This is a genomic window from Nanohaloarchaea archaeon SW_7_43_1, assembly GCA_003009795.1.
In the GTDB taxonomy this organism is placed as follows: Archaea; Nanohalarchaeota; Nanosalinia; order Nanosalinales; family Nanosalinaceae; genus SW-4-43-9.
On record PXPE01000001.1, the window covers coordinates 809,055 to 832,078 of the forward strand.

24 protein-coding genes, 1 tRNA gene and 1 other RNA gene are annotated in these 23,024 nt (G+C 42.6%); 18 read left to right on the top strand and 8 right to left on the bottom strand.

Going from position 1 to position 23,024, the window contains the following annotated elements:
• From BRC29_04720 to BRC29_04730, 3 genes are read left to right on the top strand one after another with little or no spacing between them, the layout of a single operon-like run.
• Positions 1–1,104, top strand: a complete 1,104-nt coding sequence (locus BRC29_04720) for a hypothetical protein (GenBank protein PSG99394.1) — start codon at positions 1–3, stop codon at positions 1,102–1,104.
• A gap of 38 nt (positions 1,105–1,142) precedes the next feature.
• Entirely contained in the window at positions 1,143–1,370 is a 228-nt protein-coding gene (locus BRC29_04725; protein PSG99395.1) for a hypothetical protein, read from the top strand.
• Entirely contained in the window at positions 1,339–1,728 is a 390-nt protein-coding gene (locus BRC29_04730; protein ID PSG99396.1) for a hypothetical protein, read from the top strand. Before BRC29_04725 ends, BRC29_04730 begins: the two co-directional genes overlap by 32 nt.
• A 229-nt stretch (positions 1,729–1,957) precedes the next feature.
• On the opposite strand, the gene BRC29_04735 is transcribed toward BRC29_04730, so the two are convergent.
• The 7 genes from BRC29_04735 to BRC29_04765 form a co-directional block, all read right to left on the bottom strand.
• Entirely contained in the window at positions 1,958–3,406 is a 1,449-nt protein-coding gene (locus tag BRC29_04735; GenBank protein ID PSG99397.1) for a cysteine--tRNA ligase, read from the bottom strand.
• A 7-nt stretch (positions 3,407–3,413) separates the two neighbouring features.
• On the bottom strand, positions 3,414–3,821 hold the full coding sequence (locus tag BRC29_04740) for a hypothetical protein (protein ID PSG99398.1): 408 nt from the start codon (positions 3,819–3,821) through the stop codon (positions 3,414–3,416).
• A gap of 16 nt (positions 3,822–3,837) precedes the next feature.
• Positions 3,838–4,239 carry a hypothetical protein gene (locus tag BRC29_04745; GenBank protein ID PSG99399.1) on the bottom strand — a complete coding sequence of 134 codons (402 nt, stop codon included), beginning with the start codon at positions 4,237–4,239 and terminating at the stop codon, positions 3,838–3,840.
• Positions 4,239–5,033: a hypothetical protein gene (locus BRC29_04750; GenBank protein ID PSG99400.1), complete on the bottom strand. Its 795-nt coding sequence runs from the start codon at positions 5,031–5,033 to the stop codon at positions 4,239–4,241. Before BRC29_04750 ends, BRC29_04745 begins: the two co-directional genes overlap by 1 nt.
• A 35-nt stretch (positions 5,034–5,068) precedes the next feature.
• Positions 5,069–5,142: transfer RNA gene (locus tag BRC29_04755), tRNA-Cys, on the bottom strand.
• Entirely contained in the window at positions 5,133–5,555 is a 423-nt protein-coding gene (locus BRC29_04760; GenBank protein ID PSG99401.1) for a hypothetical protein, read from the bottom strand. Before BRC29_04760 ends, BRC29_04755 begins: the two co-directional genes overlap by 10 nt.
• Positions 5,516–5,884 (bottom strand): hypothetical protein, encoded by a 369-nt coding sequence (locus BRC29_04765; GenBank protein PSG99402.1) that lies wholly within the window; start codon positions 5,882–5,884, stop codon positions 5,516–5,518. The genes BRC29_04760 and BRC29_04765 overlap by 40 nt, the downstream gene beginning before the upstream one ends.
• Positions 5,885–6,020: 136 nt before the next feature.
• On the opposite strand from BRC29_04765, the gene BRC29_04770 reads away from it, so the two are divergent.
• The 13 genes from BRC29_04770 (at position 6,021) to BRC29_04830 (ending at position 18,651) form a co-directional block, all read left to right on the top strand.
• Complete coding sequence (locus BRC29_04770) at positions 6,021–6,830, top strand: pyrroloquinoline quinone biosynthesis protein PqqB (GenBank protein ID PSG99403.1); 810 nt, start codon at positions 6,021–6,023, stop codon at positions 6,828–6,830.
• A 348-nt stretch (positions 6,831–7,178) separates the two neighbouring features.
• An RNA gene (ffs, locus tag BRC29_04775) (signal recognition particle sRNA) lies at positions 7,179–7,446 on the top strand.
• 106 nt (positions 7,447–7,552) lie between these two features.
• Positions 7,553–8,158: a hypothetical protein gene (locus tag BRC29_04780; protein PSG99404.1), complete on the top strand. Its 606-nt coding sequence runs from the start codon at positions 7,553–7,555 to the stop codon at positions 8,156–8,158.
• 7 nt (positions 8,159–8,165) lie between these two features.
• On the top strand, positions 8,166–8,912 hold the full coding sequence (locus tag BRC29_04785) for a hypothetical protein (GenBank protein PSG99405.1): 747 nt from the start codon (positions 8,166–8,168) through the stop codon (positions 8,910–8,912).
• Between the two features lie 47 nt (positions 8,913–8,959).
• Positions 8,960–9,439, top strand: a complete 480-nt coding sequence (locus BRC29_04790) for a hypothetical protein (GenBank protein ID PSG99406.1) — start codon at positions 8,960–8,962, stop codon at positions 9,437–9,439.
• Between the two features lie 36 nt (positions 9,440–9,475).
• Positions 9,476–10,084 (top strand): hypothetical protein, encoded by a 609-nt coding sequence (locus BRC29_04795; GenBank protein PSG99407.1) that lies wholly within the window; start codon positions 9,476–9,478, stop codon positions 10,082–10,084.
• A 42-nt stretch (positions 10,085–10,126) separates the two neighbouring features.
• Entirely contained in the window at positions 10,127–11,386 is a 1,260-nt protein-coding gene (locus tag BRC29_04800) for a hypothetical protein (protein ID PSG99408.1), read from the top strand.
• Positions 11,370–11,891 carry a hypothetical protein gene (locus tag BRC29_04805; protein PSG99409.1) on the top strand — a complete coding sequence of 174 codons (522 nt, stop codon included), beginning with the start codon at positions 11,370–11,372 and terminating at the stop codon, positions 11,889–11,891. Before BRC29_04800 ends, BRC29_04805 begins: the two co-directional genes overlap by 17 nt.
• A 43-nt stretch (positions 11,892–11,934) precedes the next feature.
• Positions 11,935–15,696 (top strand): hypothetical protein, encoded by a 3,762-nt coding sequence (locus BRC29_04810; protein PSG99410.1) that lies wholly within the window; start codon positions 11,935–11,937, stop codon positions 15,694–15,696.
• Positions 15,689–16,114 carry a hypothetical protein gene (locus BRC29_04815; GenBank protein PSG99411.1) on the top strand — a complete coding sequence of 142 codons (426 nt, stop codon included), beginning with the start codon at positions 15,689–15,691 and terminating at the stop codon, positions 16,112–16,114. Before BRC29_04810 ends, BRC29_04815 begins: the two co-directional genes overlap by 8 nt.
• A 6-nt stretch (positions 16,115–16,120) precedes the next feature.
• On the top strand, positions 16,121–16,690 hold the full coding sequence (locus tag BRC29_04820; protein ID PSG99412.1) for a hypothetical protein: 570 nt from the start codon (positions 16,121–16,123) through the stop codon (positions 16,688–16,690).
• Between the two features lie 35 nt (positions 16,691–16,725).
• Positions 16,726–17,151, top strand: a complete 426-nt coding sequence (locus BRC29_04825; protein PSG99413.1) for a hypothetical protein — start codon at positions 16,726–16,728, stop codon at positions 17,149–17,151.
• Between the two features lie 63 nt (positions 17,152–17,214).
• Positions 17,215–18,651, top strand: coding sequence for a hypothetical protein (locus BRC29_04830; GenBank protein PSG99414.1), 1,437 nt, complete (start codon positions 17,215–17,217; stop codon positions 18,649–18,651).
• Here BRC29_04830 and BRC29_04835 read toward each other — a convergent pair.
• Positions 18,641–19,522, bottom strand: a complete 882-nt coding sequence (locus BRC29_04835; GenBank protein ID PSG99415.1) for a hypothetical protein — start codon at positions 19,520–19,522, stop codon at positions 18,641–18,643. The two genes, BRC29_04830 and BRC29_04835, sit on opposite strands and share 11 nt — an antisense overlap.
• A gap of 44 nt (positions 19,523–19,566) precedes the next feature.
• Between BRC29_04835 and BRC29_04840 the strand changes: the two genes are divergently transcribed.
• Positions 19,567–20,301 carry a hypothetical protein gene (locus tag BRC29_04840; protein ID PSG99416.1) on the top strand — a complete coding sequence of 245 codons (735 nt, stop codon included), beginning with the start codon at positions 19,567–19,569 and terminating at the stop codon, positions 20,299–20,301.
• A 196-nt stretch (positions 20,302–20,497) separates the two neighbouring features.
• Positions 20,498–23,023: a phosphoenolpyruvate synthase gene (locus tag BRC29_04845; GenBank protein PSG99417.1), complete on the top strand. Its 2,526-nt coding sequence runs from the start codon at positions 20,498–20,500 to the stop codon at positions 23,021–23,023.
• The last annotated feature ends 1 nt before the right edge of the window (position 23,024 follow it).

The window sequence follows — 23,024 nt, forward strand, 5'->3', positions numbered from 1 at the left end:
ATGAAGACCGAAGAATTAAAGCCGGCTATAGATTATCTCGAGAAAATCAATGAAGAAGACGACGTAGTTATAATCCATCACTGGGACATGGACGGAATCTCTTCTTCCGCAATTATTTCCAAGATATTGGAGCAGGAAAGAGGAAACCCGGCCGATGAAGTAACAATCCCTCATGAAAGAAGCTATCATTTGACGGAAAAGGATCACAAACTTCTGAAAGACGCTACAAAGCTGATTGTTCTTGATTTCAATCTCAAGGCAGATGAGCTCGAGAAAGTTGAGGAAGAGTTCGACCTTGATGTTCTCGTAGTGGATCATCACAGCTTTGACAGGGAACCTGATGTACAGTTTGTCAACCCTCGGGCTGAAGACGCCGAGGTTTACATTCCGTGTTCCAAGATTTGTATGGATATAGCATCTGAGTTCGGGCTCGAGGAGGAAGTAAGATGGATTGCAGGACTCGGGGTTATCCAGGACTTCGGAGTTGATTCATGCCCTGAGCTTTTCGAAGAACTTGAAAACAACTACAAAAAATACCTTCCAGAAGAATTATCCCAGCAACAACTGGCGAAAAACTGTGAGTATGGGAGATACTCCAGCGTACTGAATATTAAGCCCTACAGGGACTCAAAACATTACGCCAAACTGGCTTACCAGGCATTGATGAAATCAGAGGATCTAAAGGAGCTGGAAGCCCAGGAAGAATACAGGAAAGTATACGAAGTCTATCTTGAGATGCAGGACGAGTTCAACAAAGCAGTGGAGAACTACGAGGAAGATCGGGAGATCGACAGAGAGAAAATGATCATATTCTTCGACATCAACTCCGATTTCCACATCACCTCCTCGATTTCCACCAACATGTCAACCAAGACACCAGAATGGGTACACCTTGTGATCCAGAAAGGAGATGAAGAGATAAACATTAGCGCCCGATGCCAGTCAGGAAGAGTTGACCTCGGTGAACTGATGCAAGAAGCATTACCTGATGGTGCAGTTGAAGACGGAGGGGAAGCAGGCGGCCACCAGAAAGCAGCCGGTGCATCAATGAAACCAAAATACCTGGAAGATTTCAAGCAGGACTTCACAGAGCTAGTTGAGTAATCCAAAGACTTAAATCAAACAAGTCATACAAGTAATACATGTCCAAGACAATTCGCGGACTGGATGAAAAAGTATTCCAGGAGTTCAAGGCTCAGGCTAAATCTGAGGGAATGACTATTGGAGAAGCAGTAACAGAAGCTATGGTTGACTGGCTTGATCGAGAGGAAAAAATTTCTATGGACAGCCTTGAAGCCTGGGACTGGGGAGAAAATACAGAAAAGCTGAGCGAGGACTATGAGGAGGAACTATATGGAAATACTGCTTGACACCAGTTTCTTGATAGCATACCACAATAAGAGAGACCAACACCACGGAAGAGCAAGAGAACTTGATATAACCGATCCAGGGATAAATGATTATGTCTACACTGAGACACTTAATATAGTACAGTCAAGACAGAGCCATCCGAAAGCCACAGAGTATGGAAAATACATGAGAAAAGCATTCAAAATATCGAGAGTCTCCAGACCAGTATTCAGAAAAGCAGTTGAAAACTTTCAGAATGAAGATGTAAGTTTTACGGATGCATCAATTACAGCAACCGCACAAAAACTAAATATAGAAAAAATTGCTTCATTCGATGAAGATCTAGACAAATTCAAAGGCTTTGAGAGAATCTCATAAGACTAGTTTCCCGCAACCTGTTTAAACTCACTCCGACAATTAATTAATACAATGCCACGAGAAGACGCTGAAAAACAGAAACAGAAAGCCAAGGAAATGCTTGGAATCTCAGACGACAGAGCCAAAGAGATTTTTGAAGAACAGGCAGACAGGAAACAGCAGAAAAAGAAAGAGATGGAAGAGAAAGAATCCTGATAGACCCTTCTAACAATCTTTCCCTACTCCATTTTTACTTAGACCTGTACAATCTTGGTCCATCATCCGTATCCTCTACCTCAAAACCAAGCTTCTCCAGTTCATCTCTAATCCTATCCGCATCCTCATAATTTTCTTTCTCACGGAACTTCTCTCTAGACTCTGCAAGCAGTTCAGCCATTTTCATTTCTTCTACTGTTCCATCAGCAACAAGGTCAATTCCGATTATATCAAAGAGCTCTTCAAGTGTATTCCGAGCTTTAATGCTTGCTCCTTCACCAGACTCAAGAGTTGAGGTAATATCTGAAACAAACTCCATAAGAAGTTGTTTGGCGTTCGCTGTGTCCAAGTCATCATCCATGTACTTTCTGAACTGATCCTCCACTTCTTCAGCTCTGTCTTCTAATGCATTTCCAGAAACCTTTTCGGCCCAGTTCCGGGCTCTTCTTGCCTTTCTCAGTTCCTTCTCGGCTTTCTCAAGGCCTTCTTTCGAGAAGTCTGTCTCGGAGCGGTAATGTGAGGAGACAAGGTAGAGCCTGATCGCATCTCCAGAGTAACCATCATTTAGTAGACCTCTAACAGTGTAGAAGTTGCCTTCAGACTTTGACATTTTTTCTCCTTCTATCTGAATGAACTCGTTATGAAGCCAGTAATTTGCCTGCCCTTTTCCTGTTGCTGCGAAGCTCTGCGCTCTCTCGTTCGGATGATGTGGGAAGATATGGTCTTTTCCACCAGCGTGGATATCGAACTCTTCTCCAAGATATTTCTGACTCATAACTGAGCATTCTAGGTGCCATCCAGGATAGCCGGTCGATTCTACTCTTTCACCATTATTATCAAACTCTGCATTCCATTTCATGAGATGTCCTGTTCCCTCCGCGTTCAACCAGAGCGCGAAGTCATACTGGTTCTTCTTTTTCTCATCCGGCTCGACGCGGGATTCAGCCTTTTGCTTTAATTGCTCAATATCCTTTTTCGCCATCTCACCATACGGATAATCCTCAGCAAATTTATCCACATCAAAGTAAATGTTGCCTTCTACTTCGTACGCATAGCCGTTATCTATTATCTTCTGAACATAGTTTATCATCTCATTGATATGACCGGTTGCTCGAGGAACTATATCCTGTCTCTCCACATTTATCGCATTAGTATCCTCAAAGTATCGTTCAATCTGATCCTCAACAAGCTCCATCGGCTCCACTCCAAGATCTTCAGCTCTCTTCTCAACTTTATCCTCTCCCTGATCGCCTTCATCGGTCAAATGGCCAACGTCAGTAATATTCTGGACGTGCCGAACCGTATAGCCTTTCCACTCCAGATAACGCCTCAGAGTATCCCAGACAGCGTAAGGCCTCGCATTTCCAATATGGAGATCATCATAGATCGTCTGACCGCACGAGTAAAACTTTGCCTTCCCTTCCTCTATCGGCTCGAACTCTTCTTTTTCCCTGGTCAGCGTATTGAATAGTTTAAGACTCATACTATGATTAGACCACAGGCATCTTTTTCAGTTTTTCAATAAAGTTCTGGATTTCATCTCTTTCCACTGAATCTTCCTCAGCTGTGTCATTGAGTATTTCTTCCAGTTCGTCCACTCCAACCCATTTAGCCTCCTCTAGATCATCCTGAGCCTCTGCTTCATTACTTTCGGCTTCGCAGTGATACAGAATTCTAATCGCTCCGGTACCGGTGTTGTACACCGTTAGTATCTGGTGGACATCAACATCCAGACCTGTTTTTTCCTTTAATTCTCTGAGGACAGCCTCTTCCGGTTCTTCGTCTTCATCAACATGTCCTCCAGGAAAATGCCATTCTCCGGAGATAGGATGATCCTCTGTCTCCGGTTTCTCACCTAGAAGAATCTCTTTACCGTCTGTGACCACACCTCCAACCATAACCCTAAATTTTTCCTTACCCAACTAGTACACCTATACTTCTTAAATCCTTCTTCAGGCCTTTAACTGTTTCCAGTTCATCAAGTTCTTCAGGTTTAATCCAGCGATACTCAGTATGTTCATGATTTAAGTCAGGCTCAGAACCAACTTTTATCAGGAACGGATAAATCTCAAATTTGTCATTTTCAGTATCAAGAGTGAATTCTTCTCCGGACCTCAGTATTTCTCCGGTAAGATTGGTTTCCTCTTTTAGTTCACGGAGAACTGCGTTTCTCGGTGTTTCGTCTTCAATTTTGCCTCCGGGAAAGTTCCATTTTTCTGGATGGATCTCAGTATTTTCTGTTCTCTTAGCTATCAGAAACCTATCTTTCTCTGGATGATACGGGACAGCTGTCGCAACTTCTGTTATATCATTCATTATTTCAACTCCAGCTTTTCCACTGCTCTCATTCTCCCCCTAGTTTTCATATCCTCCAGCTCCTCTAGATCGGTCCATCTGTAGTCACTTAGCTCCCAGTTCAGATTGACTTCTCTATCTTCAGTTTCAAGCAGGACAGGGAAAAGCCTCCAGTAGCCTTGTTCTCCTTCCCCAATGTAAAAATCACCGGTTTCCAATGGTTCAGCATCAATATTCGCTTCTTCCTTCAGTTCCCTAACCGCTGCTTCTTCAGGTTCCTCCATATCCTCCAGTTTTCCCGAGACAAAACCCCATTCGCCGGAGCTGGTGTTTTCCTCCGATCTCTCAACCAAAAGATATTCTCCATCTCTCCTGACAACAGCTAGAGCGACATCGCCTTCAACCAGATCTAGCTTCTCCAGTGCTTCATATTGTCCAAGAGTATTATAATCTCCGAACTCTGATAGCTCTATCCAGAAGAGATTGTCATGTTCGTTCGATAGCTTCTCTTCCGATATATCTGAGAAAACTTTTTTGCCTATTTCTACAAGTACAGGATTCAAAAGATAGCTGGAATCTACAGAGCTGGGATAGCTTTCTGCAACTTCTTCAATCTCAAAGCCATAATTATTCCATTCTATCTGTATTTCTTCCTTCAGCTCTCTTTTAGCAGTTTCTATTATTGATTCTCCTTCTTCTCTTTTACCGCCTATCCACTCCCAGCAACTGTCTCTAGTTCTTCTGGCGAGGAAATATCTGTAGCCGTCATCCGTTTGAGTTCTAATTACAAGCTGGGCGACTTCGACTTTTTCCATAGCAAATTATTTTGCAAGAACGTTTAAGGAACCGAAGCCAGGGCTGGGATTCGAACCCAGGAAAATCCGCTCTGCAGGCAGACACAATAGACCACTCTGTCACCCTGGCATTATACCTAACATTTCTAATCTGTCATGTAATGTTGTAGATGGAGGGCAATAGTTTTGAACCTTCCATACATGGTATCTTGAACTCCTACTTGGATTGCTAAAACCTATCTTCTCAACCCAGTTCTCAAGCTTTGAAACACCATTCAACTGGACCTTGAACTTGTTGCTTCGATAGAAATCAATATTTAATTCCTTAAGTAGAACTTCGATCTGATCAAGAAACTCTTTATCCTTCATTTTAATCTCGATCACAGGATAACAGTTTTTCTCATAGGCTCCTCTTTTAGCGAAAAAGAGCGATCCATCGGTATCTATTAAACCTCGAAGATAAGATGAGACTAATTCTTCGCCTTCTATCCAATCAGGAACCCTTATAGATTCTTTTTTGCCGTTAGGGAAGAACTGATCCAGAAAACTAAAGACTTTCTTTGAATGAACTTAATATCAACTCTGTTAACTCCTTCTCTACCATAAATCCGTGGAGTTATATGAAAAAGTTCTCTGAATAAATCGGCAAGAAAACATGCATAGTACTTATCTTCAGAACCGTTTAGCGTAAACTCGACCCTGTAGCTATTATTTTGATCTGTAATATGACCATCACCCGCTAAAGCACCCATAAATTCTGCGAATTTAGGGCAAAATTCAGGTAGAATAGTATCTCTCAATTCAGATTTTTCTTTTTCATAACGTTGCAAATTAATTTTATAGTCCTTTAAATCTTTAAAATCGCCTTTCATGCGCTACAAGTCATACTAAGAATCTAAAACGTATAAAATTATACCCGCTTTTTGTCTCTAATCAAAGAGATACTCAACAACTTTCCGAGACCCTTTTATTATTCACGAAGCATTGAGAATTAGAGGCTTAGAGGTAATGAAAGTAGAAGTACTTGGGAACGCACAGGACGGCGGGGTACCACACCTAGGATGTGAATGTGAGCTGTGTGAACAAGCGAGAGAGAAACCTGAGGAGGCGAAGAAAATAGCTTCTCTGCTGCTAGAGGAAGGTGATGGCGAGAATTCAAACGCAAGGTATCTAATAGATGCTACACCGGATTTGAGATACCAGATCACCGGCAAATATATTGACGGGGTATTCCTTTCACATGAAGGCCTAGGTCATATGACCGGACTGCTTTTCCTGGGAAAAGAATCACATAATTACGAAGGCATACCTGTATATACTTCAGAGAAAGCGAATGAGTTCCTTCAGAAAAATGATCCTTACAGACTTCTCAAAGACCGAGGAAATATAGACGTTTATGAGATAGAGGATGGAGACGAACAGAATTTAATGAACGGATGCATAGAAATCATGGAAACTGAGCATCCAAGGGTCAATACAAATAATTTCTGCTTCATGATTCACGGAAAAGAGAAGAAGCTTTTCTACGTCAGCGACGTTCATGAATGGAGCCACGAGATTAAACAAAAAGTCAAGGAGGCAGATATCGCTATACTTGATGGAACATTCTGGAGCGCAGATGAAATCGATAGATATAGCGAGGTCTCACACCCTACCATAACTAATACAATGGCCGAGATGGAAGATGTGAACACCGAGATCTACTTTACACATCTCAACCATACAAACCCTGCATACAGAGAAGATTCTGAGGAAAGAGGGGAACTGGAGAAAAGAGGGTTTGAAATAGCAGAGCAGGGAATGGAGTTCAAAATTTGATGAAAAAGATGCATCAGAACCCGGGAATACCAGATCTCTATATGGAAAAACGATTCATATATAAAGAATAGCGTTCAAATTCTAAATAATGTGTTTAAAGCGGCTCAAATCAGTATTTAGTTTCTTACACCGATCCAAATGAACAGAAAACTAACTTCGCTGAAAATGTTATTTGCTCTCGCCACAACTTTCATGACTGTGGAATTTTCAGACTCGCCGTTGAGAACTCTTTCCTATGCTGCAGTGGTTTTTACAGCAGGAGGGAACCTGTGGTTCAAGTCAAAGAAGTTCTTGATCAAAGGCTGAGTCTTTAACCTAACGACTTTTAACCTTTCTACATGAATACTGAAACGGTAGGTCGGGCGGCTTGGGGTCGCCTCTTTCCGGAAATCCTCGTGAAGCCGGAGCCGTCAACCAGTGAGCGGCGTTCTGTCTTGCTTCGGCCCCTTTACCGATTGTTGATGGTCCGTCCTCTGGGAGTCTGCATGGTGTGAACCGGGTCAGACCCTGACGGGAGCAACCCTAAGCATTGTGTAGGCTGTTCGGAGGGTGGCGGACCTGAGATCGGTTAGGGATTCCCTGAAGCATTTCAGGCGTCCACCACTGGAAACCACTATTTTTTCCAACTTTCCAAGGGAAAAACCTGGTTCAACACTGTTTTTTGGTTTCCTACAGTTTAATTTACATCATTTGGGAGCAAATATCTTTACGGTGATCTAAAGTTGATACATATATTCGGTACCTCACATGTTTCACAGGAAAGCCTAGACCTGGTAGAGGAAAAAATTGAGGAAATAAATCCTGAAATAGTTGCACTAGAACTTGATGTACCAAGGCTAAACTCTCTTCTCAACGATAAAAATAAGAAAAGAGGGGGCTCGCTTTTTGTCAGAATTTTACAGTCCTTCCAGCAATCGATAGGTAAGGAAACTGGTGTAATGCCAGGTGAGGAAATGCTTCACGCCTATCGCACGGCAGAAAAAAATGATATAGAAGTAGCTTTGATCGACCAAGATATCCGAATAACGTTCAGCAAGCTGAAAAATGTGTCTTTCAGGGAAAAACTGAAGGCCGGAGCCCAGCTTCTAATAGGAGTGGTTTTCCCTGGAGATTTCGAGATAGCACATGAGATCCCTGAAGAAGAGCTTATCGACCAGCTACTACTTGAAATGGAGTTCAAATTCCCGGAAATGTACGATATTCTTGTGGAACAGAGAAATAGACATATGATTAAATCGCTTAGAAAACTTGAGAAAGAAACCGACGGAGATATTGTTGTTTTTGTCGGAGCAGCACATAGAAAAGCAATGGTAAAAGAATTCAATTAAGGAAAAAATGGAATCAATAGTAAAGGTATCCTGGAAAAACAAGTCAAATGGCTGGAAAGCCGGGCTTATGGTCGCAACACAAGATGGTTTTGAGAAATGGAATTTGACTCCGGAGAGAAGCTTCTCGTTCGAGTTATCAGATGAACGGCGATGTACCGGTTACGCACCTTCTCAGGGTGAAAGAGCGAAGTGCCCAGAGTTCAGAAGGATAGACTCAGGCTCCCAATGCGGTGAATGTCGGGGAAAGGACATATACTCTGATTATGTCCGGGGAGACAATCAGACAGATATTGAAGGAGAGTTCTCAGTTTATTTGGCACAGATCTCGGATAGCGTCAAAGTCGGTGTTACAAGAACCGGCAACGTCAGGAGAAGATGGATAGAACAAGGAGCTGATTATGGAGTTGAGATACACCATGGAATGGATGCTCGTGTAGCACTAGACACTGAATCAGAGATATCCAGCAATGGTATAACAGAAAGGATAAGAAAGGATTCAAAGCTTCCTTCTGCAGATAATCCCTCAACTCTAGAGAAAGCAATGGACAAGCATAGCCTTGAAGGAGATATAGTAGATGTCCAGGATTTGACAGTCTATCCAGAGCCAGAGGGCGATTTCAGGCGAAAAGGACTTTTCGAAGGAGAGCTGAAATCAGTCAAAGGTCAGATAATCTCTAATGGAAGGATCTGTATGGCGATGAGTTCTGGAAAAACTTTGAAACAACCAGAGCAACAGGGACTAAATCGGTTCTGACGGAGATAGGAAATTTATATTCAAAGAAATCCAATGTTTTATCAGAGATGACAGACTTCGAACGTGAGTTAGTAAATGCATTTAACCGTTTCTTCCAGGAAGAGGAAATAGAGGGAATAGCACACCGGAAGAAACAGCATCGGTTCTCCTCGCAGCTGTGTGATGTTCTCGTGGACTCGCCTCACGACATGTTTTACATGGCTGTGGAGAACAAGTCGGTGAAAGTTACTTCAACAAACAAACTCTATTTCACACAGCACTTTTCAGTTTCCGATGACGGTCACCAGATCGCAAGAATATCAGATTTCTTAGATAGATCGGGGAGACAGGGATATCTCGCTGTAGAACTGAAAAGAGGTAGAGGAAGATCAAGAAAGGCTTATATGGTTCCTTGGAGCTTCATTAGAGACAAATATGAGAGTGATGGGAAAGGAATCCATCTAGATGAACTTGACCAGTTCCCGGAAATTATGAGATCAAGTGAGGACTACTCGATAGCCGAAATCTGCCAGAAAATGGAGATTTAAGACCAGATTTAAAGAGGTTGAACTGAAAATACTAATGTGACACGACCGGTTTACAGTCCTTCAATAGATGAACTAAACAACTTTGTCGGTACCACGCTAGTAACAGCTGTTGCACTTATTGCATTCAAAGACACTCTAAACATTAATAAAGCGCTTTTCTACGTAGCTGTGGCCGTGATTGTTCTGTTTTCCCGTGAACTGGGACAGAGACTTGTCGCACACTGGATGGAGGCTGAGATAGAGCTTAACTTCTCAATAGAAGGATCTCTGACAACATTATTTGGAGCTTTGATGAGTTTCCTAACCTCACTCCCGATTATACTGCTTTTCCCGATTTTCAACAGCTTTAGTGTCGAAAGTTACGAACACTGGGGTAAATCGATCGACGCGATGTGGATCAAGAGAAAGTACTGGATAGTATCCGGCGGAATAATCAGTATGTTAACATTCTACTCTGTATTCCAGTACCTCGGGATGCCGCAGATATCAGAAGCTATCTCCCTATTCCTGATCTTCCAGCTCCTGCCCTTTAACTATTCAAACATCCCAACCGGGCCTCTAGACGGCTCAATAATTATACGGTGGAGTGGATTCATGTGGCTAATATTCATGGGCTCTGCAATCCTCACACTTCTCGCAGCTTAATGCATCTGACAATTTATATTCGAAGATACAGCATACAGAGTTATGCCAAAGATCAGTGTCGGCCGGGATGATGAAGACAGGGAAGAACACGGCCTGAAAGGAAGCGGGGTGATCGGAAAACATCTTGTCGGTGAAAAACAAGAAGCTCACAAGGCCAACCCGATACACTTCGATCTTGCGAGACCCCATGTTATGGGTGTATTTGGCAAACGAGGTACTGGCAAGAGCTATTCAATGGGGACTATAGCGGAGGAGATACAGGGCTCAGATATCTCACAGAACCTTTCTACAATAATAATCGATTCTATGGGTATCTACTGGTCAATGGCCCGTCCAAACAACAGAGCTACAACAATGCTGGAAAGCTGGGATATGAAGCCGAAAGGCTTCGATGCCAAGGTCTATATCCCGGAAGGAAAAGTAGATGAGTTTGAAAGCCAGGAAATGCCTTATGACGATACTTTCACGCTTAATCCGGCAGATTTCACTTCGCAGGAATGGGGTATGGCTTTCAACATTGAGATGAACTCGAAGCAGGGTATACTTCTTGAAAGAATGATTTCCAAGTTAAAAGATAATACAGATAACTACTCGATCGACGATATAATAGATGCGATCAGAAGCTTTGACTTTCCTAAAGATACCGAGGAAGGGCTTGTCAACCGTTTTATGACAGCACAGGAATGGGGAGTCTTCGGCGAGGAATCTTCACTTGAGAAATTCACTCAAAGAGAAGAATTATCCATAGTAGATGTATCGGCTTTCGGGGAAATCGCCTCCGGATGGTCGGTCCGATCTCTAATCGTTGGTTTGCTGGCGAAGAGAATACTTAGAAGGAGGATGACAGCAAGAAGAATTGAGGAAATCGATGAGATGCAAAACATTGCAGAGAACGAGATGCCTCTCACATGGATGCTTATAGATGAGGCACACGAATTTCTGCCAGCGGAGGGAAAAACTCCGGCTTCAGATCCCCTGCTCAGATGGGTTAAAATCGGTAGGGAGCCCGGTGTATCATTAGTTCTTGCTACACAGCAACCGGCAAAACTTCACCCAGATGCATTATCACAGTGTGATCTAGTTCTCTCACACCGGTTAACTGCAAAACAGGATATTGATGCTCTAGGAGAAATCATGCAGACATACATGAGATACGATCTCAAACATTACATTGACTCACTTCCTGATAGAACCGGTACGGGACTGATTCTTGACGACAACTCTGAAAGAGTATACCCCATTCAGATGAGACCAAGAAAGTCATGGCACGCAGGTGGAACACCGGATGCATACGACGAATAACGGGACCGAGATACAGCAAGTGGTCGAACAGCTTTTCTTAGCCCCTACTGAACACCCCGAGATACTTCCAACAGTATTACCTCTAATAATCGGTGCGGTCGCATTAGAACTGTACTTTGGGAAGCACCCGAAAGAAGACCTTGGATGGAACTCATCGGTCGGAAATGCAATAATATGGACTGCAACCGGTTTTAGCCTCTTGGTGACCTCAACCCTGACAGGACAGGAAAGGCAGGCAGTCTACGGATTGATACTTATGGGAGGTATTGTAAGCTACATGAATTTCTATCATAGATGGCCAGCTTCCGTGGCTTATCTGATTTCTTCCTCGGGAATTGTTTACTCCCTAGCTTACTCACTGGTGGTTGTAATCAAAACAGATCTGATCATAAATCAAACTGTACTGGAAGCAGTTCTATTATTTGTAGTAGCGATTAATATGTTATTCAAGCTGATGAAAGGATTCGAAACACCTTCAAAAGAAAGCCGGATTTTCCGGAGCTAAAATAAATCAGATTTATCAAACTCACAGATCAAACTTTTTCTAAATGCCTCAGCTTCTGAAATCCGATAAAATAGAATCGAGAACATATCAGGAAGTTATTGCCGCCTCCTCAATACAGAATAACACGCTAGTGGTACTGCCGACAGGACTCGGAAAAACTGTTATCGCCGCAATGGTAGCAGCGCAGAAGGCAGAAGACGGAAAAGTGATGTTTTTGGCGCCTACAAAGCCCCTTGCCGAACAACACATCAACACTTTCCAGGAGTTCGTAGATATAGATGAAAACGATAAAGCGCTCATGACCGGTGAAACAAGGCCGGATGAGAGATATAAACTATGGGCGGAGAAGAAAATGTTTTTCGGAACGCCACAAGTAGTTGAAAACGATCTTATATCCAATAAAGTACCAGCAGAGGATTTCTCCCTAATAATATTTGACGAGGCTCACAGAGCAACCGGAGACTACAGCTATGTATTCATAAGCGAGAAAATGCCGAACGCTCATAAACTGGCATTGACAGCCTCACCCGGAGGAACAAAGGAGAAAATCGATGAAGTAGCAGAGAACCTAGATATAGAGAACTATGAGGTCAGAACAGAGGATGACCCGGATGTAGAGCCCTATATCGAGGAAAGAGAAGTTGACTGGGTAAGAGTCTCGCTTGACGATAGCTTTGAGGAAGCAAAGAAAAACCTGGAGAAAGCCTACCAGAAACAGCTGGAGAAACTAAAGAAAAACGGCCAGCTGAACTCTACAAATAATGTCTACAAAGGCGAACTGCTGAAACTGAGAGGGGAGATAAGCGCCAAGTTGAGCTCGACTGATGACCCAAAGCTCTACAGGTCGATCTCTCATGTCGCATCCGCATTGAAGATCAGCCAGGCAGTAGAACTCCTGGAAACACAGGGCGTATCCCAGTGCTACAGCTACATAAACGGGCTGAAAAATGATGATTCGAAGGCTGCGCAGAAAGCTTTGAACAACGATGATTTTCAAAGAGGAAAAAATCTTGTAGAATACCTGAAAAAGAAGGGAAAGGAGCATCCAAAGATTGACAAACTAAGGGAAATTCTAGGGGATATGGCAGAAGATGAAAAAGCCATAGTTTTCACAGAGTACAGGGATACAACCGAGAAAATCGCAGGGGAACTCGAAACAGAAGGTCTGAACACCACTAACTTCATTGGCCAACAAGGAGACAAAGGAATGAGCCAGACCGAACAGGCAGAAGTACTGGAAGAGTTTGAGGACGGAGAACACGATGTAATTGTCTCGACAAGTCTCCATCCCAAGGAAAATATAATATTGAGATCACCAGAAGGAGAGATCAAGGTTTGGGAGATAGAAGATTTTGTAGACAGTTTGACTGTAAAGGAAGGGGAAACAAGTAGAAAAATAAAATCTAACTGGGAGGTTTTTACAACAGATGGAGAAGAAACATTTTTCAAATCTGTATCGAACGTACATCGACACAAGAGGAAAAACAACGTATTGAGATCAACTCAGAGAACAGCAGGAGACTTTCTGGTAACAGAAAATCATAGTATTTTCAGCTTTAACTCAGACGGAGAACATATACCTGATAAGCCCGGCGAAGATAAATTCGTAAACCTTGCTTGGGGTACACCCCAAATCGAGGAAAATAAGGAGATAGATTTAGCTAAGATGCTCCACAGGGAACTTCCTAAATGTAAAAAAGACATTTTTTTCTTTAGCTTTGAGAATCTGAATCAACCCAGAATAAGAGAGATTAACTCTGAAAGAATGTTCCTAAACAGTATAGAAGAGAGCACTTTTATCAGGCAAATTTCAGAAGAATCAGGTCTGGACCCCAAAACAATTACTGAAGTCAGAAAACGTTTGGAAGAGAGAGATATTATAAAAAGCGAGGTGAACGGCAGGAAAAAGTTTGTAAGAACCACAAAAAAAGGGCGACAATACAAGGAATTTCTAAACTGGTTCGAATTAGAACAGGAATACTATAAAGGCAAGTATAGAATAGGTCTGGAAACTGTTGCCCAATCGCCAGAATACTACCGAGAATTCTGTAGCCTCCAACTTGAATTTTCGTACGGAAAATCAAAAGTTCCCCGATTTCTCTCAATAAAGGACACTGCCAGGTTCCTGGGGTACTTTGTTTCGGAGGGTCATGTAAGAAATCAGAAAAAAAGCGGAGAACTACTTCTCACAAGGGAATCCGATGACGATATAAAACAAAAGATGCAGGAGAGTATTGAAGAAGGTCTCTCGATGGAGACCAATACTAGATCTGCTGGCGTATTCATATCATCCAGAATACCTTATTACCTGATAAAATACGTGTTCAAATGCGGAACTTCAACAGAAGAAAAACAGGTCCCCTCACAGATTTTTTCTGGTAGTAAAGAAGCTAAATGGAGGTTTTTAGAGGCTTATTTTGAAGGCGATGGGTACTCTGATGATGGCAGAATAACTCTGAGCACGATTAGCAGAAAATTGGCAACAGGACTTCATTTCCTATTAAGACAGCTGGGAATCAAAAAAATAGCAATCAGAAGAGAGGAAAGAGAAAAGCGCAATCATAGCGACATTTACAGAATAAAAATACATGAACCTCTACTATTCAAACAGATAAGCGAAAAAGAAGGCAGAACAACATACTATGATCTAATCCCCGAAGCAGTAAATGACAAATCTGTCTTCAACGAAATAGGAAATAGCTTCGGAAAGGTAAGAGAAGGATGCAGAAAAAAACAACGACCGGAACAGAAAACTTGTTTTGATTACATAGAAGAAAACCAGAAATTAGAGGAACAGCCAGAGTATGTCTACGACATTTCAGTAGAAGAAACCGAAAGATTCTTTGGCGGCACGAGCTTAGCATGTCTCCACAACAGCATCGGAGAGGAGGGACTGGATATACCCGCTGTCGACTATGTTGTATTCTACGAGCCGGTTGCCTCAGAGATCCGGGATATACAGAGAGCTGGTAGAACAGGACGACAGGAGTCAGGAAAAGTATTCGTCCTGATAGCAGAGAACACCAGAGATGAAGGAAACTACTGGTCGGCTCACCATAAAAAGAAAAAAATGAATTCGGTTCTCCAGGAACTGAAAGACGAAACACGGGAGAAAGCACAGAAAACATTGGACGGATACAGTAATGAGGAAACAGAGGAAGATGAGGAGAATGATATCAAGGTCATAGCGGATGATCGAGAAACCTCTATCTCCAAGAAACTGTCGAAGATGAACCTGACTGTGGAACAGGAAAGACTGGATGTGGCCGATTTTCTTGTTTCCGATAGAGCAGCGGTGGAGAGGAAGCAGGTATCCGATTTCGTGGACTCAATCGTAGACAACCGCTTGTTCTCCCAGATCACAGATCTCCACCAGTTCGATGTCCCTGTGATAATAATTGAAGGAGACAACCTCTACACTCACAGAGACATTCATCCGAACGCCATCAGAGGAGCACTAGCCTCAATCAGTATGGACCACCAGATACCGATACTCTGGACAGATGATGAGAAAGATACCGCAGAAACACTTGCATCCATGGCAAAGAGAGAGCAGGAGGAAGAGGAAAGAAACATATCAGTAAGAGGAAACAGGAGCGGGAAAACACAGAAAGAACTGCAGAAGTTTGTTACCGCCGGTTTACCTGATGTCAACAAGAAGATAGCGGAGAGACTGCTGGAGGAGTTCGGAACAATTGAGAAAACATTTACTGCTTCAGAAGAAGAGCTCAAAAAAGTAAAAGGTATAGGCGAGAAAAAAGCCGGAAAGATAAGATCGATAATCGAAACAGAGTATAATGAATGAAAAACCGCTGATAATAGGTATAGATCCTGGAAACACTTCCGCAGTCGCAGCACTGAATCTAAACGGTGAAACCGAGTTTCTGATAAGCCGAAAAGAGTTCTCGCATCACAAAATAATAAGAACTATAGTAGAAAACGGATACCCTCTGGTGATTGCAGCTGATAGAGAGGAAATACCTTCAACAGTTGACAAAATCGCCAGCTCGCTTGGCGCCAAAAAGTTCACACCGGAAAACGATCTTTCGAGAAAGCGAAAAGACAAACTGGGAAAAGGCGACAACTCACACGAAAAAGATGCCTATGCCTCAGCTCTCCACGCCTACAAAAGCTTAAGCAAGCAGATAAGAAAAATTAACAGCAGAGCGGAAACAGACAGTGAAAAGCTGGATGTCGCCAGAAAACATCTGCTGAAGACCTAGAAGACAATGAAACTGAAGGAAAAAATAATCAAAAAAATTAATGAAACTATAGATGAGTTCAGATCAGGGTATAGAGAAGCAATTAAAGAACATCCAAAGCTTGGAGCATTGGTACCATTTATCGGCAAAATGTTTATAGCAGGACTTATCTTCCGTGGAATAATATTGTTCAGCCCGAATACATATTTCTTGCAACAATACCTAGCCGAAATTGTATCCTACATAATGAATTTGTTCGGTGAGAGCTATCAGCTTCAAAATGCCAAGATAATGGGTCCGAAAAGTTCCTACCTTATAACTAGAGACTGTCTTGGATGGAAATCTGTAGCTGCGTTTATAGGGCTGATATTCGCCTCCACATCAAATCTAAGAAAACATCTAAACATCGTTCTTATCGGCTCCACAGTCCTAATTATGTTAAATATTGTTAGAGTAATTACTACCATCTGGCTCAGCGAACTTGGCATAATATCTTTCGATATAATTCACACCTTTCTCTGGCGATGGGGTATGACAGTAGTTGTCTTCATACTCTGGTTTGTATTGCTAAGAAGATATTCTGATGCCCTGCTCTAGGAATCTTTAAATAACAGGGAAGGGAATAATTCATTATGAAGAGAAAAGGAATTTCACCATTAATCGCTGCAGTACTTCTCATAGCATTTACAATGGCTGTAGCATCAATTTTCGCTCAGTGGGCACCACAACTAATGGAAGACGCACAAGGAGACACAACCGAAAGAGCAAACGAAATCCAAAGCTGCTCTGATAGAACCCTAAGTTTAAGCAGTAATGATGGTGGAGGCAATGTAACTATCACTCAGACTGGAGGAACTGAGGGTATCGGAAACTTAACAGCGACCTTCTACTATGAGGATGGGAAAGCTGACCAAGCCGAAACAGATGAAACCAGCGATATCGAAGATCCAACAGGAGTGACAACACTAGAGAACCCTCAATCCGCCAAAACAGTGACAGAAGTACGAGTTCAGCCAACTGACTGCCAAGGAGCACCGGCGGCATCTGAGGAGTTTTAGTTAACCAAATTCACATATTTTTACCCCTCTATTTTTTTAACCCGCCTCTGCAACTATTTTATGATGTCAAATGGCGTATCTGAGGATGTAAGCAGAGAGAAGCTTGAGGATGAGCTACAAGGTATAGAAGATGCAGTAAAAGAGATGGAGCAGAGAGTCTCGGACCTTGAAGATAAGGATATGATGGCTGAACTTGAATCACTTTCCATCCAGGAAGAGGTTCAAGAGGTAGAGGAAATGCTCAACCATATGGACGAGGATGAACTAGAAAAACGCCTCAACATGGTAGAGCAAATCAAAAACGAATACCAGGAAGGAAAGGTTCACGAGAAACTTGAGTATCTCTACCAGCAGATTAAAGAAATTAGAGAAGAGACCGGTAACCCTCAAAACCCGGAACAAAAGACACGGATAGAGCAACGATTAGAAGACCTAGAGGAAAGACTAGAGAAGGCCGAAAACGGTGATCCAGGTCAGAGCTCAGGACAGGAAATGCCGGAAAAATACAGAAAAGCCGTCAAGTCAAACTACAAACAACTTAAACACCTCAAAAAAGATATCAAAAAACTTGCATCGGAAGAATCTTCACCAAGTGGATCCGATTCAGTAGATCTAGACGAAGTAAAGGAAAGGTTGAGTAAACTAGAGGAAGAGAAGAAAAAACTTCAGGATCTGCCGGAAGACCAGAAACTAACAGTAGAAGACGAGCATCCTGACATCTCATCACTTGAGTTCGACGTTAAGTCAATAAAAACCAAGCTTAATTCTCTGGAAAGCAAGAAAATTGGTGAAAAAGAGTTCAAGAATAAAATAGATGAGCTTGACTCTGAGGTAAAAGAAGCGGTAAATGAAGGGGAAAAGAGAATACAGAAAGTAGAAGATATTGTACAGAAAGACGAGATTGAGGAATTTGAGAGCTCTCAGAACGAACTGGAGGAAAGGATAGAGACCGTTATGGATCTTATAACAGATAATCAGGAACACCTAACCCGCATAGATGAAGAGTTCCGAGAGATAGAAAGAAAAAGTCCTTCGGGCGAGAAAATTTCAGAGCTGGAGGAGAAGCTGGAGAACAAGGCTACGGAAGAGAAGATAGGTGAACTTAAGGATATTGTAGAGGAAGCAGCTCTTGACGAAACGGAGGAAAACCAGGACCTAAGGCGGCAACTGAACAATATATCAAAGGCAGTGACCGATAATCAGGGCTATATATCAAGACTTGAACAGGAGTTAGAGAAAAAAGATGAGGCAAGTGGCAAAGGAAATGTGGAAGAGCTTAGAAACGAAGTCGATGAACTAAAACGAATGATCAAAAACCAGGAAGCCTCGAGCCCCGATGAAAAAGAAGTTATGGAACAGGAGACAGAGCTTAAGCAACTTGAAGAGAAAATAGATAATCTGGCAGAACATGTAATCAAGAATCAGGAGAAGATCCATGAACTACGGGTAAAGACCGATTCAGCGGCTGAGCAACAGGAAGACATAACAATCATAAGCTGAAGAAAAAGAATAGCCAGGAAACCCTGAAACCTATTACATCTACAATGAAAAGGGCTATTGGGAAGACTGGAATAAACTTTATTCCCTCTCTAACTTCGACAGATTCTTTGTCAATTGATTCAATATCCTCTTGAGTTATACCTTCTATCTTTCCACCTAGCTCTTCATCCTTTCCAAGAACTTCTCCTCCTTCAAGATCCTCAACAGCGATCTCTCTAACTAGCAGGTCATCCTGAATATTCTGGAAAAGCCGGTAAAGCAAGACCATAAACAAGAGAGATACAAAGTAAACAAATCCAAGTACAGGATCGGTGTATGCAGCAAAACTTGATATAACAGCAGAACCTAGAATTTCCAGTGAGATCCGTTTCTCATCAGACTTAATGTCAGCCCACGTCTTGTCAACTAACTCGGGCTTATGGTAAAGCTTGAAGAACCCGAACCCGAGCGTGTAAACAAATCCGGCAACGAGTACAGCAGTAAACACGCTGATAGGGTATATTATGCCAGGTCCTGAAACCCCGTAAGGCGCTGCAAAACCGAGCACGCTCATTGCAAATGCATCAGCACCGCCCCACATACCAAGAAAGTAAAGCCCCCAACCGTAGATAGAGAAAGCTAATCCGACTCCAATGCTCCATGCCAGAGGCTCTCCTATTGAGAAAAACCACTTTACGGGTGCCGAAACAATCAAAGAACTGAAAAACGCAGTGTAATCGATATACTGGAGTGAAGCCAGCAAATGAAGACTGATACCGGCTATAACACCTACCACATTTAAACTATCAGGTACTTCCGTAGTCTTCAGATCGAATACAGAAGCAGTGAAGAGAATACAGAAGGCTGCAACGTGGGAGAAAAGCACTAACATGTTACTCTTTAAACCAGACGTAGTTAAATTTATACTGTTTTGTGATGAAAGACCGGAACTGGAAAGATCTCATTATAGAAACCGGAGTGGACAATCTCCTGAACCATATTGTTGAGAAGAGAGAAGCAACGATATCCCAGGCATCTGAGGAATTAGGTGTAACAAAAGATCAAGTCAAAACCTGGGCAGAAGCACTTGAAGAGAAAGGATTTCTTGAGAAAAACCATTCCCCGCAGAACGGAATGATACTGAAATATACTGATAACAACCGGGAGAAAGCTGATGAGAAACTTCAGGAATTGAAAGAGGAAGTAGAGAAGAAATCCAAGACGGTAAAGAAAGAACTTGAAACCAGGAAAAAAGAAATGGAAGAAGCCAAGGAAAAACTGGAAGAAGCACAAAAAGAACTTGAGGATGACCGGGAACAGGGAGAAGAAATATTTGACAAAGTAGGTGAACTCAAAGAAATAGAAAATGAGATAGATGAGACAATAGAGGAACAGAAGGAGAACCCTCAGGGACTCGAATCAGAATCCGTTAAGCTTGTGTCAAGAATAGATAACGTCCTCGAACGGATAGATGAAGCAGAAAATCCAGCTATCTCATTCGAGAAAAAGGAACAGAACATCAGGAAAAAGATCAAGGCTCTCAAAAGATTAGAAAATCACGTGAAAAGCACCAAAGAGAAGGAAAAGCTAGATAAAAATATGAAAAATTTTTCTAAATTCAAGAGAAAGATAAAGAAAAACATCTATCGGAGAGACAAGGAACAACAGTAAGGCCGGAAGCCGAAAGGTAATATCGGATAAAAAGTAGATTAAATACCTAGCCGGGTAGACATAAGAGAAAAAGAATACCTCCTGAGAAGTTACATATACACACATTTCAGGTCATCTAAACTAGGCACTCTATATAGGATTTACACTATGGGCTCACAACGCTTTTTTTATATGCAGGCCGGCCGTACTCTTGTTCATGAATAACGTTCTCTGGTTCGAAAATATTAGTGCAGACGATACCTCTCGTGTAGGAGGAAAGAGCGCAAATCTGGGAGAACTAAAAAACGAGGTCGAAGTACCTGTACTGCCAGGCTTTGCAACAACTTCAGATGCATATCAACAGTTTATCCACGATACAGATCTCCGCGACAAGATAGAGAATCTACTTAACGGTCTCGACACTGATGACATCACTGATTTACAGAGGAGAGGAGAGAAAATCAGGGCACATATCAAAGAGGTAAGTATGCCAGAGGACTTGAGAAAAGACTTCATCGAATCATATGAGGAACTGGAGGAGAAACTCGGCGTTGAAAACCCTGAAGTAGCTATAAGATCAAGCACTACAACCGGAGATCTGCCCGGAGCTTCTTTCACAGGTCAGCAGGAAACATACCTGAATGTTTCAGGCAAGAAAGATCTGATCAAGAGAATTAAAGACTGTTATGCCTCGCTTTTCACGAACCGCGCTATCTCCTACAGGGAGGACAAAGGTTTCTCACATTTCAATGTGAAACTGAGTGCGGTAGTACAGAAGATGGGTCGCTCCGATACCGGCGCAGCTGGAGTAATGTTCACGCTTGACCCTGACTCAGGTTTTGACAATGTTGTAACAATCAAAGGAAGCTACGGATTGGGAGAATATGTTGTTTCAGGAGAGGCTAACCCCGACGAGTTCACAGTTTTCAAGGAGAACTTCGGTATAATCGAGAGAAAGCTCGGTGTTAAAGAAGTCAAGCTGGTGAGAAATGACGAACAAAAGGAAGGAGACGGCGAAGAGAACACTGAGAAAAAGGTTCCGAAGAACGGTAGGGAGAAATTCTGTATAACCGACAACCAAGTAAAAGAACTGGCCCGTTACGCAGTTAGAGTTGAAGAGCACTACGAGAAGCCTATGGATATTGAATGGGTGTTTGACGGTCAGACCCGTGAAATGTACATTGTGCAGGCAAGACCGGAGACTGTCCATGCTGAGAAAGATGAGAATATAATTGAAGAATACGAACTGGAGGAAGAATCAAATGTTATTCTAGAAGGGGAATCAATCGGATCGAAGATTGGAAAGGGTGAGGCACATGTGTTGAGCTCTCCAAAGGAGATCGACCAAATTGAGAAGGGCGAAGTACTTGTCGCCGATACGACAGACCCGGACTGGGAACCAATCATGGAGAAAGCAGGCGCCATAGTGACTAACAAGGGAGGAAGAACTTCTCACACAGCTATTGTCTCGAGAGAGCTAGGAGTTCCAGCAGTAATCGGTACAGAGAACGCAACCTCAAAGCTCAGTGACGGCAAGCAAATTACCGTTGACTGTTCTTCAAGCACTGGAAAAATCTGGGACGATAAACTTGAATTCTCAGTAGAAGAACACCACCTCGATACCATACCAGATACGGAGACCAAGGTTCAGGTAAACATCGGGGAGCCCAACGAAGCCTTCCATGTAGCTCAGCTCCCCGTGGATGGTGTCGGACTGGCGAGAGAAGAGTTCATAATCTCTTCGCACGTGGGCGAACACCCACTGAAGCTAATAGAAGAAGATCGGGAAGAAGAGTATGTTAGAGCGCTAAGATCCGGGCTTGGAAAGATCGGAGCTGCATTCTATCCTGACCAAGTAGTTGTAAGATTGAGTGACTTTAAATCGGATGAATACGCTGAGCTTGAAGGCGGAGAGGACTACGAAACTGATGAAGCTAACCCTATGCTCGGATTCAGAGGTGCATCACGTCACTATGATGAGGTTTTCTCGCAGGCCTTCGAACTTGAGTGCAAGGCGTTGAGAAAGACGATTGACGAACTCCAATTAGACAATCTTACAGTCATGGTTCCTTTCTGTAGGACAGTAAATGAAGCCAAGGACGTCAGGGCTAGGATGAAAGAATATGGACTGGATAATGGCGATGTGGAAGTATATTTAATGGCAGAGGTCCCTGCCAACATCATAAGAGTGGAGGAGTTCGCCGAAGTATTTGACGGTTTCTCAATAGGGACAAACAACCTTACACAGCTAACACTTGGGGTGGATAGGAAAAGCGACAAGTTGGGGGATTTGTCCGATGAGAGAGACCCTGCGGTTAAGGACTCAATCCAAGAACTAATCAAAGGAGCTCACGCTAGGGATCGGCATGTTGGAACATGTGGTGATGCACCTTCAACCTACGATGGATATGTGGAGTTTCTAGTGAATAGTAACATAGATGCAATTTCAGTCTCCATTGACGTAGCGCTTGAGACCATATTTAAGGTTTCAGAAGCCGAGGATTCAGAAAAAGAACAGGGAACCTATGAGTTTAATGTTGATAACATGATTGGAACACCTGCCGGGAAAGTATATGACTGTCTTGAGAGCAATGGGAAAGCAACAACCTCGAAGCTACTGAACTATACTTCTTCCAAAATTGACAGCGACTCGTTAAACCAGGCGTTAGGATGGTTAGCAAAAGAAGATAAGATAGAAGCTGAAAATAAAGAGAGAGAAATCGTCTACCGTTTAAAGAAGTAAC

Excerpts from the sequence above, each read along its gene's own strand:
- BRC29_04820 (PSG99412.1), top strand. The coding sequence starts at position 16,121 with ATGAAACTGAAGGAAAAAATAATCAAAAAAATTAATGAAACTATAGAT.
- BRC29_04720 (PSG99394.1), top strand. The coding sequence starts at position 1 with ATGAAGACCGAAGAATTAAAGCCGGCTATAGATTATCTCGAGAAAATC.
- BRC29_04810 (PSG99410.1), top strand. The coding sequence starts at position 11,935 with ATGCCTCAGCTTCTGAAATCCGATAAAATAGAATCGAGAACATATCAG.
- BRC29_04835 (PSG99415.1), bottom strand. The coding sequence starts at position 19,522 with ATGTTAGTGCTTTTCTCCCACGTTGCAGCCTTCTGTATTCTCTTCACT.
- BRC29_04825 (PSG99413.1), top strand. The coding sequence starts at position 16,726 with ATGAAGAGAAAAGGAATTTCACCATTAATCGCTGCAGTACTTCTCATA.
- BRC29_04815 (PSG99411.1), top strand. The coding sequence starts at position 15,689 with ATGAATGAAAAACCGCTGATAATAGGTATAGATCCTGGAAACACTTCC.
- BRC29_04840 (PSG99416.1), top strand. The coding sequence starts at position 19,567 with ATGAAAGACCGGAACTGGAAAGATCTCATTATAGAAACCGGAGTGGAC.
- BRC29_04765 (PSG99402.1), bottom strand. The coding sequence starts at position 5,884 with ATGAAAGGCGATTTTAAAGATTTAAAGGACTATAAAATTAATTTGCAA.
- BRC29_04725 (PSG99395.1), top strand. The coding sequence starts at position 1,143 with ATGTCCAAGACAATTCGCGGACTGGATGAAAAAGTATTCCAGGAGTTC.
- BRC29_04785 (PSG99405.1), top strand. The coding sequence starts at position 8,166 with ATGGAATCAATAGTAAAGGTATCCTGGAAAAACAAGTCAAATGGCTGG.
- BRC29_04845 (PSG99417.1), top strand. The coding sequence starts at position 20,498 with ATGAATAACGTTCTCTGGTTCGAAAATATTAGTGCAGACGATACCTCT.
- BRC29_04790 (PSG99406.1), top strand. The coding sequence starts at position 8,960 with ATGACAGACTTCGAACGTGAGTTAGTAAATGCATTTAACCGTTTCTTC.
- BRC29_04740 (PSG99398.1), bottom strand. The coding sequence starts at position 3,821 with ATGGTTGGAGGTGTGGTCACAGACGGTAAAGAGATTCTTCTAGGTGAG.
- BRC29_04805 (PSG99409.1), top strand. The coding sequence starts at position 11,370 with ATGCATACGACGAATAACGGGACCGAGATACAGCAAGTGGTCGAACAG.
- BRC29_04830 (PSG99414.1), top strand. The coding sequence starts at position 17,215 with ATGTCAAATGGCGTATCTGAGGATGTAAGCAGAGAGAAGCTTGAGGAT.
- BRC29_04735 (PSG99397.1), bottom strand. The coding sequence starts at position 3,406 with ATGAGTCTTAAACTATTCAATACGCTGACCAGGGAAAAAGAAGAGTTC.
- BRC29_04730 (PSG99396.1), top strand. The coding sequence starts at position 1,339 with ATGAGGAGGAACTATATGGAAATACTGCTTGACACCAGTTTCTTGATA.
- BRC29_04800 (PSG99408.1), top strand. The coding sequence starts at position 10,127 with ATGCCAAAGATCAGTGTCGGCCGGGATGATGAAGACAGGGAAGAACAC.
- BRC29_04750 (PSG99400.1), bottom strand. The coding sequence starts at position 5,033 with ATGGAAAAAGTCGAAGTCGCCCAGCTTGTAATTAGAACTCAAACGGAT.
- BRC29_04745 (PSG99399.1), bottom strand. The coding sequence starts at position 4,239 with ATGAATGATATAACAGAAGTTGCGACAGCTGTCCCGTATCATCCAGAG.
- BRC29_04770 (PSG99403.1), top strand. The coding sequence starts at position 6,021 with ATGAAAGTAGAAGTACTTGGGAACGCACAGGACGGCGGGGTACCACAC.